Source organism: Trueperella pyogenes (assembly GCF_001070855.1).
GTDB lineage: Bacteria > Actinomycetota > Actinomycetes > Actinomycetales > Actinomycetaceae > Pauljensenia > Pauljensenia pyogenes_A.
Map to the genome: position 1 here is coordinate 52,648 of NZ_JVLH01000012.1, position 12,438 is coordinate 65,085.

Below are 12,438 nucleotides of genomic sequence, written 5' to 3' on the forward strand. Positions count from 1 at the left end.
GTGGATTGTAGCTTTTCTGGTTATTGGGAATAGTGAAGCTGTGGAGAGCATGTCGTGGATGCTTTCAGATTTCTACTACTTATTTCTTGTAAGGATATAAAGTGAACTCGGTAGGCGATCTTAGATATTTCTTGGCTATTTTCGGTGTGATAGCGGGAGCCATCAAAGCCGTAACAACTGCTCTCGGAGGATTGCCCAATCTGTTTCCTTCGCAGATACGATGGCGCAAGACAGTTACATCGAAAGGGGACTTCGCAGAACTTCGCTATCTACGCGCGATAGAAAAGCTTCGCTCTTGCGCAATGAAGCATGACCTGGCTCATCCGCTAGAACAGCAGATATACAAAGACTCGGTTGAGCGGCTGACGACAAGATACGTCGACGTTAAATATGGATACAACTTTACGGGGGCGTTTCAAGCTTTTCTGCTCTGCGTTCTTTGGCTGATTCTCTGCCCGATTGTGCTCGTTGAATTTCGCTCATCAGATCCGTATCTGTCGGTGCAAGTCATCGCGTTTTTTGTAGTGCTACTAATGATGGTTTCGGGGATTTTCTTTTTCCTCCTGCTTCTACTTCTATCGACAAGCGACAGCGCTTCTATCCCCGGTTCGATTAACTCTGCACGCCGCAAGAAGCTCCTAAAACGAGAATGCACTCAAGAAGTCCCCTTGTCTCGATTGCAGGACCTTCTCCTAAAAAATGTTGAATTTGTATTTGTTGATGGAACTGTGCGTTCTGGATATCAGATGAGCAGCTTGGGCGTGTCATCCGGGGTTATATCACTGTGCAGTGAATCGCTTGAGGATGGGTCTGTTGGTTTGGCTACGAGCGAATGGAAGGGTGTTAAAACCGGAGAAGAGTATAAACATCTTATAAAACAGCTTGTTCAATCGAGGCTCCTTTCGTGCTATCTAGATGCCGGGGAGCACCCTCAATTTATTGTCGTTTCTGAATACGGAATTTCGAGTATTGAAGTTACAAAAACGATTCAAGAATTTGGATTTATCGCGCATGATTTAGGTAAAATTGAAAATCGCGTAATTCCACTGAAAAAGAAAATTGAAGAACTTCGACTCTTGCGCGAAGCGGGCCTGGCTTAATCTCCCGCGTTCTATTTAACTATTGATTCTTTGAAAAAGGAGGAAAATAAGTGGAAACGAGCGAAAATGATTCGAATTCAGATGAATGGAATCCATCACTGGCCGAACTTATTGAAGCAGTTGAGGATGAAGATCATCTACATCATGATGAGGCGGTGAAGCGGAATCGGGAATTGGCTGACCGAATGAGGCCTCTATTAGATAGCTTCAAGGGGACATCCGCTATTTTTTCGCCCACCTTAACTAAGCAGCTCCAAGGCTTCGCCCTCCCTGCCGTAAAACTTCCCAAGATGGACTTGTCTCCCATTCTGAAAGCAACCCAACAGGCTGACGAACTTATGGAGCAACATAGAGCTCATGTGAAGGGGCTGTCGGCACTCACTAGTCCGCAAATTAGTAGTGAACTAGCGTGCTCGATCCAGCGTATTCAAGAAGAACGGGTTGAGCGCGAGAAACGTGCTGAGGATTTGCTCGAATCGATGGTCGCACAGATTACTGAAACGAATCGACGTATGGAGAAAGTTGCCGCTGGGGTAGATGCGGTAAATGACTCCGTCATCAATTTGGACAAAAACAGCTCCGTTGCGCATCGGAGCTCAATGCGCTTGAACTGGGCAGTTCTGCTTGCTGCGATTCTTGGAACTGTCATAACTATTGTCTTGTTTGTTCTAGACCGGTATATTTAATGTTTCTTTTATCGAAGATTGAATATTGTGGAATTAGGGGGATCTTGTTATTGAGCGCAGCTATTTTTGCTCTTAATATTTCCGAGGGTTCAGCTGTCTGCTCGAAGCCCACACCCAAACACTTCCGCCGCATTCTCCCAATTCACGCCATCACTCCCACGCCACCAGTTCAAGGGATATGACAGGCTCTGCCTGAGGTCGCCGGTGTCGCGTTCCAGTGGGGGAGTGAATGAATGCAGAAAACCGGGATGTCCCGGCGCCTCAAGAATCCCACAGATTCCCAGAGTCTCAACGATTCCAACGGCCTCGGCCTGGTTGCAGGGAAGCAACTTCGCGGTGCGGATAGCGGTCGCCAAGGTAGTGCCACTGGCCTCGTCCTCCATGGAATCGGCCAGCTCCAAGATCGACCTCAGTATCCCCGCATCAACATCGCTCGCAACCCGACGCTCCATCGACGCGAACTGCTCCAAGTAAAAGATCGGCTTCCCGATCGTTCCCCAAATACCGCCGCCCTTGTGCTTCACCCAGTTAAAGAAGGTGCCCGTCAGCTTCTCTGGAACCTCCTCCGCCTGGCCTCGATCAAACAATAACCAACTGCGGGCATACACATAGGACGCCAAAATATAGCGGTAATCCACATCGCGCGAGGACAAACTATATAAAAACGCCTGCGCCGAATCCTCTAAAGACACAGCCTCAAAGCATCGCTCCAGGACATCAAGCGCCTGATCGAGAGTAACCGGCTGGTCCTCAACAACGACGCCCATCTTCCGGGCATAAGCAAGCTCCTCAGCGCTCACTGAATACTTTTTCTGATCGTCCATCAACCGATTCAGAATCTGAACAGCTTTCTTATCCACACTTGCCCGCCCTTCGAAGTGCCTGCAACAGCGGAAACCGTATAGCTCAGAAGCGCCTACCGCCCCAAAACCTCAGAACCCCAAAAGCCTTCGATAAATCGCCTCGTCCTCATCAGAAAACACATCGAACACAACGACCATCGGGGACTGAGTCGCCGTCAGCCACTGATTGACCACATCTACCGCGACCTCGGCAGCATCCTGCTTCGGGTAGCCGAAAAATCCCGTCGAAATACAGCAGAAGGCAAGCGAACCCATCCCGCTTTCCTGAGCCAAATCCAGGCAATTCAGGTAGGAGCTCATCAGCTCGAAACGATGCATGTCAGCGTCCTCGCCGGCGGGCACAATCGGCCCGACCGTGTGAATCACTCGCTGCGAAGGCAAGTTATACGCCCCCGTAATCTTCGCCCTACCCGTCGGCTCCTCGTGGCCCTGCTCTTCCATGAGCTGCGCACACTCCAAGCGCAACTGCACGCCCGCGAGAGTATGAATCGCATTGTCAATACACGCGTGCCCGGGCTCCCAGCAGCCCAACATCTTCGAGTTCGCCGCATTCACAATCGCATCCGCCGCAAGCCTCGTTATGTCACCGCGCCACAGGCGAATGTTCGGGTGCAGGGGCGCGACCTCGGCCTCGTCAATGGAAACAACGCCATCCCCGGCAATCAGCTCACTAAGCAACTGATCCTGCAAAGCCAGCCACTGCGGCGAGGCGGGCATGGGAGGGCGCGTATTGACCAGCGCGCGGAACTGCTCCCACATCTCATCGACCCCGGTCGGCGGGGGCACGTCGATACCGCGCTCCTCGCACAGTCCCGCAATCAGCGGGGTTAACAGCTCAAGCTTCCGACTGGGCCACATAAGCATTCCTCTTCTAAAAACGTGGGTTGGCAACAGTCTAGTTCCGCTGCGGTGATAGGTTAACGCTGTTTGAACAGTATGTACGCGAACCCGGAAGACGCATGGGTTTTACGCCTTGACAGCCATCAGTGCCACCCGATTACCGCCAGTGGCGGTATAAATTGGCGGTAATCAATCTGCAGTGGGGAAAGTAAGCTCCTTGCAGACTTGTTCGCGCGTGCCACTCGTGCACTGCTATTGCTACATTGAGCGTGAAATTGGCGCTTATTCCTAGGCAGACAAGGAGCCCGACTATGAGGTACGCCAAGACGGTGGTCTTGAAGGGGGGAGTGGAACTCCTGGTGAGGAATGCCGTCGCCTCGGACGCCCACGCGTTGCGTGAGACGACGCAACGCACGCATGCGGAAACCGACTACCTGCTGTCCTACCCAGACGAGCAGAGTGCCGACGATGAACAAGAAGCCCGCTCCCTGGAGGAAACGGAACGTAGTAGCAATGAGGTTGAGCTCGTCGCAATCATCGACGGGCGCATTGTTGGAAGCGCAGGAGTCTCAGCTGTGCGCAGTCGGCGCAAGGTTGCGCACCGGGCGCGTTTTGGGATCAGCATCCTCAAGGAGTACTGGGGGATGGGAATCGGCCGGATGCTGATGGATGCGAGCATTGACTGTGCTCGGCAGGCGGGTTACACCCAGCTTGAACTCGAAGTGGTGGCGGACAACGAACGGGCGGTGTCTCTTTACCGCCGCGCCGGATTCGAGGAGTACGGGCGCAATCCCCGGGGCTACCGGTCCGCGTCTGCGGGATATCAGGAGCTCGTGTACATGAGGCTGGAACTGTAGCGCTCCGGAGGGTAGCTGGCGGTTATGTGTCTAGCTTGAGGAGCCTAGCATCGGTGCATGTCTTCGTCGTGTTGTGAGTGACGTACCCTTAAACCGTGAAAATCCTTGTCGTCCCCATGCTGGTCCGTTCGCAGATGGGCGGTCCGTGGTCGCGCGCGCAGCGCGTCGCACGTGCGTTCCAGGACGCTGGCCATGAGGCCGTGCTCGCGTGGGGAGACGACGGCAACTGTGTCAATCCCACCGCTCCGACGCTCGAGATTCCGGTGCCCTCACCTCTCGGCCTTCCCGAGGCGATTGCCCGTCACACCTTTCCGCTGGCGTCGCGCTTGGGGCTGATGGGTCGCAAGCCCGTTCATAGTTTCGAAGAAGTGCTGTGGTTAACGGGCTCTTTGGATTATCGCTACAGCTGCGCGGTAGTCGAGAAGCTCCGTGAATTCATACGGACATGGCGCCCCGACGTCGTCTACTCGGAATTCAACCTCGCCGCCGTCATCGCCGCCCGCGCCGAGGGGATCCCCTGCGTGGGCAGCGGCTCGCAGCCGACGACCGCTGCCTATGCCTCAAACCCGCGCAAATCCGCAGGAATTCGACGCCTGCTACGCGAGATGGGAATGCCCGCCCCGGCCTCGTCGCTGACCATCCTTGAGGGGATGAAACACCGCTTCATCCCCAGCTGTCCCTCGCTGGAACCAGATGCCGGGAAACAGGCGATCTACTGCGGTTTTCTTGGCGAGGTGCCGACGGTGGATAGTCGCAGCACCGATCGTGATTGCGCGGTGGTATACCTCGGCTCAGGCAGTGTCCCCGCGGGCGTTGCCGTGCGAGTTGGCCGGCAGATCTCGAGCGCGCTTGGCTGCGATGTGTACGTCGCAGGTGTGCCCGAAGCGGTCTACGCCGCAGCAGGCCACAAAGTGCACTGCACGCCTCGCTTAAACTTTGCCGAGCTCATCCCTCGCGCCCGCCTCATGGTCCATCATGGCGGGCAAAACTCGATGATGGACGCGCTGGCTTACCAGGCGCCACAAGTTGTCGTACCCGGTCGGGTTTTCGAGCGCCAATTCAACGCCGATGCCGTCGAGCGTACGCGCTGTGGCCTGAGCGTGCGCGCACCCAAGCCCGCTCTTATTGCCGAGGCCGCGCTGCGCCTCGTCGATGAAACTTCCCTGAGCGATGGGCTTGCGAGGCTGCGCGACGAACTGTCGGCATTGGGTGGAACTGAGCGGATTGTCAGCGAGGTTGAGGAGACTCGCTACTTGTAGGATCTGCCCCGTGGCCGGTGTTGGAGCCTAGTGGGCCTGAGCAGGAGACTTCTTACTTGAACTGCGCTATTCCCCAGACTCATTGGCGCCGTTTGGAGGCATTGACACCAGTTGGAGCTTTGAATGAGCGGTTTTTGGGGTATGCGATGCCGCCAAGTGGTGCCAATCGCGCCTAATAGTGTCGATCCGACCTAGCGGTGTCGATCCCACCCAAAGCAGTGATGCGAGATAGCAGTGATCTCTCCTAAGAGCGTCAATCCCACGTAGTAGCGCCGGGTGAGTAGCCCCGGCCAGGCCGTCTAAATCGCGCTGCGACAGGAGTCGCCCCCGCAGGCGCTCTCAGTTCCACCCGCGCAGGATTGCCTCGAGCCCTCGCTCAAACTGGGTGACGAAATCGTAGTGATCCTCAAGAAGATCTTGGATCAGTGGACGCAGCGCCTGCGCATCCTCGGGGTTGAGAGCCGCGCTCGCTGCCTGCAAATCGACGGGTTGTTCGGAGGTGCCTCCCACGGGCGGAACGACCTCGGCGGCAACGAAAGCCGTCGTGTAGATCGATACAGCATTAACCAATCCGAGCATGTCTGCATTCGGAGTAAAACCGCGCCGGGCTAGTGCCAGAAACACGCGCGCCAGCTGAGAAAGCTGCTCGGGAGTCGACATCGGGTGCGTGAGCAGCAACATGACCGTACCCGGGTGTGCGCGAAGCGTAGTGGCCAAGCAGTGCGCGTACTCGCGCATGTAGGCCAGCAGTGGCGAGGCCGAGGCGGCCTGGGGTGCTCCCGGTGCGTCGTGCGTCGCCTCGGACGAAGTTGTGGACTCAGAGCGCTCCGGTACGTCCACTTTCCCGCCCTCAACGCGAGCTAAAAATGAGTTGAAAGTGAGGCGCCAAACCTGCTCAGAGATTCCCTCTAGTAGAGCAGCCTTATCAGGAATATGGCGATAAAACGCGGCCTGGGACACGCCTAAACGCTTTCCCAAAGACCGCAGAGATAGGGCGGAGAGCCCCTCCTCATCAACCAATTCGAGCGCAGCAGACAAAATGATGTCTCGCGATAGCGCGCGTGGCTTTGATGATGGCATGGACTCTCCGCTCGGGTGGATTACTCCTTGTGATAACGAAACTTTATCAGTGCAAGCGCGGCGAACGCGGCGAAGAATCCCAACAATGCGCCGATTTGCGGGGTGATATCAGCGAATCCAAGTCCATCCAAGCTCACCTTGTTGATTGCGGCGTTTGCCCAGTAAGCAGGGGAGAGGCGCGCGGCGTGCTGCGCCCAGTCGGGAAAAGATGAAATTGTGCAGAATGCTCCGCCGATTCCTGCGGCGAGCATCCCCACGATATTCGACATGGACAGAGCAGCATCGCGACTGTGCGACCACAAGGCGATTGCGACGCCCAAGGCCGATAGGACAGCTGAAAAACTCAGCAGTACTGCCATCAATGCAACAAGAGAGCCCTTCGGGCGATACCCGAAAATCGCCGCACCGAGCACGAGCACGACCGTGATCTGCACGGTCTGCATGATGTAGGCAACCAACGCCTTGCCGGTCAGGATGGATGCGCGCGAGGTCGGAGAGGCCTCGAGGCGCTCCCATGTTCCCCAGGAATGCTCGTTGAAAAAAGAGCCAATGATGTTCTGGACGGCGAGGAAAGAAAAGAGAATCGCCATCGAGGGAACCGCCTGTTCGGCGCCGGTGGCTCCCGTGTATCCGTCGGCCAGGAGCATTGACTTGAACGCCGGCATCATGAAAGGAATCAAGACAAGCGGGATTATCGTCAGGATCAATGTTGGCGCCGGGTCGGTGAGTTGGAGGCGAATATTTAAGCGGGTCATCGCCCATAATTGCTTAAGCTGCGACATGGTCACTCTCCTCGATGATGTGCAGGTATGCGTTGTGCAGGCTCGGTTGGTCGATCTTCACATCGACGAGGCGTGCTCTCGCCAAGGCTGGCGAGGCCAAAACTTCGCCGATGCGCGAGCCTGGGTCGGCCTCGTCCCCGCTGTGGCGCAGTACGTTGCCGTCGGCGCTCCACCCCTCGAGCGGGGGAACGGTGCGGTCGAAGGTAAGCGTGACCTCGGCGCTGCCGTGGGCGGAAATGATCTCCTCAAGGCTTCCGCGGGCAACGATTCGCCCCTCGCTCAGGATCGCGATGTCAGAGCCAAGCTCCTCGAACTCCGCCAAGTAATGCGAGGTGTAGACGACGGCCGCGCCTTCTTCGGCCAGGTGACGGACCGCGCTCAGGATCTGGCTGCGCGCTTCAACATCCGCCCCAACCGTGGGCTCGTCCATGAAGATCAGTCGAGGCTTGTGCATGATCGCCATGCCCGCGTGGAGTCTGCGCTGCTGGCCACCCGAGAGATGCGAGGCGCGTTGGTCGCGTTTTTCACTCAGGCCAAGCAGCTCCATGACCTCGCCGGCGCGCACGACGGCTTCGCGGCGGCCAAGCCCGTGTAGCTCTCCGAAAGCGGTGAGATTCTGTGCGACGCTCAGGTCGGGGTAGATGCCGAGTTCCTGTGGTGCATATCCGAGCAGCTGGCCGATGTTGTGCGCTGCAGGATTCTTTCCGCAGATGCGAACGCTGCCGGCGTCTGCTCGCTTCAGCCCGCACAGAATAGTGATGAGCGTCGATTTTCCGGCGCCATTTCGCCCAAGCAGTCCAAGGATCTGCCCCGGCTCGACGCGAAGGTCGACTCCGCGCAGGACGTTGTGGGTGCCGTAGCTCTTGTAGATTCCTTGAACTTCTAGGGTGGGTGAGTGTGGTTGCGACACGGTTATTCTCCCATCGGTTAACAGTGTTAACTTTGTGTCGAGATAGAGGTTAACACTGTTAACTTGTGGATGCAATGCGGTCTGACGTACTGTGGTGAAAGCTTTTACTGGCCCGGGAAAAGAAGCGGCAGGGCGTGGCTGAGCTGGCGCGAAACCGAGGCCAGGGAGTGCGTCCCGCCCTCATCGATCCATACCTGCAGGCTCTGGGGCGTCATTAGCGTCGGATACCTGCGGTAAAACTCATCGAGCTGCGGATTCATGTCGTCCAAAGCCGGATCATCTGAACCGACGCTGGCGATAATGCGGAAATCCTGCGGTCCCATGTCGCGGCTGCGCGCGCCAAGAGTCACCTCGTCAGCAATCTGGGGCAGGGGTGCGTCATGATCGCGGCCGATCCATGACTCTCCGGCCATTGGCAGATAACCGTAGAAATAGTCCGGGTTCAGGGCGAAAACATCCCAAGTTGTAATCCCGCCCATGGAAAAACCGCCAAAAGCGCGGTGTGTGCGGCTAGCTTTTAAGGATTCATCCGTGGTGTCGCCGCCCGCGTAGGTTGAGTAACGCGACTCGATCGTGTCGATCAAAGTATTGATCTCGCTGGTCGCAAAGAAACGGTTCAGCTGATAATCCGTTTCAAAATCATCATTCACGAAAGAGCGATCAGGGTAATACGTTGCAAAAACAACGATTGTTGGAGAGATCGCGCCGCTGCGCTCAAGGTCATCAATGGCCGGCGAGACCTCATCGGCCATCTCTTCCGCACTACTCATCCATCCGTGAGTCAGGTACGTGATATTAGCCGGGCTTCCTTGAATGTAAGTCGCAGGAACGTACACCAGCGCCTGCTTCTTATAGGTCACGCCCTGATATTCCTGCTGATAATCCACTGTGTCGATCCGCCCGTGCAGGGGAATTGGATTCTCCGAGGCCGCAGGAATGATTACCGTTGTCCCGTCCGCCTTCTCGTGGTGGGTAACTGTGGGGGAGGGGGCGGAGGCGTGATAGGCCTCGTATCCTGCTGCGCTGACCAGGCCGGTTGCCGCCACTAGGGTGCCCACGGCCAGTGCAATCGTCCCCCTGCGGCTACGAGGCCGTGGCTGGTGCGCCGGCACTTCCGCGGTTTTGGGGGTGGATGAGGTCGGAGTGCTCATCGATAAAGTTCCGTGTACTTCGTGCGTGTTGACCTCATATAGTCGATTTTAGGTCCGCGGCTGCGGTGGTGCGAATGCGCCTTCGCTACAGGCGGATAGGATTGAGGCACCAACTGGACAAAGGAGTTGCCATGATTGCTGTCACCACACCAACCCTTGAAGGCGCACCTATTAAGCGTTACTACGGAATTGTTTCCGGAGAGACCTTCGCGGGTGTGAACCTCTTTAAAGATATTGGTGCAGGCTTGTCGAACCTCTTTGGAGGACGGGCATCGAACTATGAAGAGGAACTGGCCCAGGCCTCGCAAACTGCTATCAACGAGATGTGCCAGCGCGCGCAGGCGATGGGCGCAAACGCGGTAGTCGGCGTGCATCTCGACTACTTCACCGCAGGATCTGACAACGGAATGCTCGCAGCAATCGCTACGGGCACCGCTGTTGAGGTGTGAAACCTTCTGAGCGTTTAAACGCCGTAACCGGTTCCGGTGTCTTCTTTATCGGGGGGCTCTGGAGCCGGTTTTTTCTATTGAGCGCTTCCCTCACGCCTCCACTGAATGTAGTCGTGGTGGATGTACTTATGTGCCCAGGCGGTGTCGAGGGGCGCAATCTGGCGTTTTTCTGACACTTTGTCGCTGCGAAGGGTGGGCGTGCGGTCCTAAACTTGCCACGTTACCCGTGAAGGAGGCCTCACAGTGCCGGGATTGGAACCCTACGACGCAATCATGCTGCTGTCCTACGGTGGCCCCAACGGCATGGAAGATGTCCTCCCGTTCATGCGCAACGCAACGCGAGGCCGTGGAATCCCCGACGAACGCCTTCTTCAAGTCTCGAAGCACTATGAGCGTTTCGGCGGTATTTCTCCCATTAATGCTTGCAATCAGCGTCTGATCGTCGACCTATCCGCAGAGCTGTCGCGTCGTGGATATGACATTCCCGTCGGCTGGGGAAACCGTAATTGGCATCCCTTTGGCGCCGAGGGCTTAGACGAACTTGCCCAAGCCGGCGCGCGACGCATCCTTGTGCTGCCGACCTCCGCCTATGCCTCGTATTCGGGGTGCCGTCAGTACCGCGAAGATCTTGCCGAGGCCGCGCAGACCCTCAGTGAAAAGTGGGGGAGTATCGTCCTGGGTGCAGAGGACAACGCGGATAATCCAAGTGCCGACATCATTGTGGACAAAGTGCGCCCCTATTATTCGACGCCCGGTATGGCCAGTGCTGAAATTGCCTCGATCCGTCGCGCGTGGTCGGCCCTAGTTGAGGGCGGGGCTGATCCCGCTGGGATTCGACTGATTTTCGTCACCCACTCCATCCCCGTGAGCATGGAAGAAGGCTCCTCTCCCTTCCCCTTCCCTCCTGCCGTTTCTTCTTCCCCCGCTGCCGAGGCCGGCGACGTTGAGCTTGAAGGCGAAGAAACCTCATCCCTGGGCACTCCCGCTTCCGAAATTAGTTACGTGGCCCAGCATCATGCGTTGATTCAGGCGATCATGCCGGAAGTGCGTCGAATCTTGGGGCGCGAAGATTTGGGGTACGACCTAGCATTTTGTTCGCGCTCGGGCCCGCCGCAGGCGCGCTGGCTTGAACCCGACATCAACGATTTCCTGCGCGAACTGATCGCCCTGGAAGGTCAGAGTGCGGGGGAAGGAAACGAGGCCTCGGGAAGTGGAAAGCCCAGCGGCGTGGTCGTCGTCCCTATCGGCTTTATCTGCGACCACATGGAGGTTGTCTACGACCTAGACACCGAGGCGAAGGAAACGGCTGCGGAGCTTGGAATTGCGTACAAGCGCGCCGAAACGATCTCGATGGATCCCGCGTTTGTCTCTTCGCTGGTGGACATACTGGAAGAACGCGCAGCCCAGGCGCGAGGAGAAAACCCCTTCCGCATGACCGTCACAGGCATGGGACCTTTCCACACGGTGTGTCCGCCGGATTGTTGCTTGGCTCCGGCTCGGCCTGCGCATTCCCACCACTTCGACCAAGCGGGCGATCAGCGCGCAAGCTCGCATGCCCCACTTTCTTCCGACGGCCCTGCACGAGTCGCCGGTCAATCCGCCATACAACAGGAGGAATCAATGGCGTTCTTGAACCGTCGTGCGGCACAGCCCGCTGAAAACACCGAAAATACGGATCATTCTGAGGCTGCGCCCGAACACATTGCTGAGCATGCTCCGCACCACCATGCCGCGCACTCCTACGTTCCCGACCCGCGCGACCGGAGCGATATTGACTTAGACGAAGTCAACGGTAAGCAGCACTACGCGCTGTATTCCGTGTTTGCATTGAGTGAGTTCTTACCGGCAGACGACAGTGAGCGCGCCCAGATTGTTGCTGAATCCCTGGATTACGTGAAGAGCACGGGCGCAGAAATCCGCGGTTTCTATGACGTCTCCGGCTTCCGTGCCGAGGCGGACCTGATGGTCTGGTGGCTTGATGACGACCCCGAGGTCTTGCAAGACGCCTACCATCGCTTGCGTGCTAGTGCGCTGGGGAAGTTCTTGGAACCCGTGTGGTCTTGCATGGGCCTGCACACTCCCGCCGAGTTTAACAAGCGTCATATTCCTGCGTGCTTTGGTGGGGTTGCGCCGCGTGACTGGGCGATGGTCTACCCCTTCGTGCGCTCCTACGACTGGTACCTGAAGGCCCCCGAAGAGCGCTCGCGGATCATGGCCGAGCATGGGCGCAACGGCTTCTCGCAGTACCCCGATGTTAAGGGTTCGACCCTGTCGGCTTTCGGATTCTCCGACTACGAGTGGGTTTTGGCTTTCGAGGCCGACAGCTTGGACCGCCTTGAGGGTGTCATGCACGCTCAGCGCTACACCGAAGCACGCCTGTATGTGCGCGAGGATACGCCCTTCTTCACGGGTCCTCGTGTGAGCCTGCAGGAATGGGCTGAGCGCCAGCCGAGGGCATGAA

At 57.2% G+C, this 12,438-nt stretch carries 12 protein-coding genes; 6 read left to right on the plus strand and 6 right to left on the minus strand.

All coding sequences use genetic code 11. The annotated features are described in order from the left end of the window. Nucleotides 1-101: 101 nt before the first annotated feature. Together ADG72_RS05635 and ADG72_RS05640 are read left to right on the plus strand one after the other, a co-directional pair. Nucleotides 102-1,100 (plus strand): hypothetical protein, encoded by a 999-nt coding sequence (locus ADG72_RS05635; RefSeq protein WP_048713170.1) that lies wholly within the window; start codon nucleotides 102-104, stop codon nucleotides 1,098-1,100. A 50-nt stretch (nucleotides 1,101-1,150) separates the two neighbouring features. Further along, the gene (locus ADG72_RS05640; RefSeq protein WP_048713173.1) at nucleotides 1,151-1,786 is read left to right on the plus strand and encodes a hypothetical protein; all 636 of its coding nucleotides are present in this window, start codon (nucleotides 1,151-1,153) and stop codon (nucleotides 1,784-1,786) included. An 89-nt stretch (nucleotides 1,787-1,875) separates the two neighbouring features. Here ADG72_RS05640 and ADG72_RS05645 read toward each other — a convergent pair whose 3' ends face one another. Together ADG72_RS05645 and ADG72_RS05650 are read right to left on the minus strand one after the other, a co-directional pair. After that, nucleotides 1,876-2,610: a hypothetical protein gene (locus tag ADG72_RS05645; RefSeq protein WP_065427160.1), complete on the minus strand. Its 735-nt coding sequence runs from the start codon at nucleotides 2,608-2,610 to the stop codon at nucleotides 1,876-1,878. 108 nt (nucleotides 2,611-2,718) lie between these two features. Next, the gene (locus ADG72_RS05650; RefSeq protein ID WP_239667678.1) at nucleotides 2,719-3,513 is read right to left on the minus strand and encodes a protein-ADP-ribose hydrolase; all 795 of its coding nucleotides are present in this window, start codon (nucleotides 3,511-3,513) and stop codon (nucleotides 2,719-2,721) included. A gap of 287 nt (nucleotides 3,514-3,800) precedes the next feature. Here ADG72_RS05650 and ADG72_RS05655 point away from each other — a divergent pair, with 287 nt between their 5' ends. Beyond that, nucleotides 3,801-4,346 (plus strand): GNAT family N-acetyltransferase, encoded by a 546-nt coding sequence (locus ADG72_RS05655; protein WP_048713179.1) that lies wholly within the window; start codon nucleotides 3,801-3,803, stop codon nucleotides 4,344-4,346. Between the two features lie 116 nt (nucleotides 4,347-4,462). Beyond that, complete coding sequence (locus ADG72_RS05660; protein ID WP_048713455.1) at nucleotides 4,463-5,605, plus strand: glycosyltransferase; 1,143 nt, start codon at nucleotides 4,463-4,465, stop codon at nucleotides 5,603-5,605. Nucleotides 5,606-5,944: 339 nt separating this feature from the next. Here ADG72_RS05660 and ADG72_RS05665 read toward each other — a convergent pair whose 3' ends face one another. The 4 genes from ADG72_RS05665 to ADG72_RS05680 all read right to left on the minus strand — a co-directional run bounded on the left by ADG72_RS05665 (nucleotide 5,945) and on the right by ADG72_RS05680 (nucleotide 9,528). Continuing rightward, the gene (locus tag ADG72_RS05665) at nucleotides 5,945-6,685 is read right to left on the minus strand and encodes a TetR/AcrR family transcriptional regulator (protein WP_048713182.1); all 741 of its coding nucleotides are present in this window, start codon (nucleotides 6,683-6,685) and stop codon (nucleotides 5,945-5,947) included. 20 nt (nucleotides 6,686-6,705) lie between these two features. Further along, a complete protein-coding gene (locus tag ADG72_RS05670) occupies nucleotides 6,706-7,467 on the minus strand; it encodes an ABC transporter permease (RefSeq protein ID WP_048713184.1) in 762 nt (253 codons plus the stop codon). Further along, nucleotides 7,454-8,377, minus strand: coding sequence for an ABC transporter ATP-binding protein (locus ADG72_RS05675; protein ID WP_080978663.1), 924 nt, complete (start codon nucleotides 8,375-8,377; stop codon nucleotides 7,454-7,456). Before ADG72_RS05675 ends, ADG72_RS05670 begins: the two co-directional genes overlap by 14 nt. Before the next feature lie 104 nt (nucleotides 8,378-8,481). After that, nucleotides 8,482-9,528: an alpha/beta hydrolase gene (locus tag ADG72_RS05680; RefSeq protein ID WP_048713186.1), complete on the minus strand. Its 1,047-nt coding sequence runs from the start codon at nucleotides 9,526-9,528 to the stop codon at nucleotides 8,482-8,484. 131 nt (nucleotides 9,529-9,659) lie between these two features. Between ADG72_RS05680 and ADG72_RS05685 the strand changes: the two genes are divergently transcribed. After that, a complete protein-coding gene (locus tag ADG72_RS05685; protein WP_048713190.1) occupies nucleotides 9,660-9,977 on the plus strand; it encodes a YbjQ family protein in 318 nt (105 codons plus the stop codon). A 243-nt stretch (nucleotides 9,978-10,220) separates the two neighbouring features. Continuing rightward, entirely contained in the window at nucleotides 10,221-12,437 is a 2,217-nt protein-coding gene (gene hemQ, locus ADG72_RS05690) for a hydrogen peroxide-dependent heme synthase (RefSeq protein WP_048713194.1), read from the plus strand. The last annotated feature ends 1 nt before the right edge of the window (nucleotide 12,438 follow it).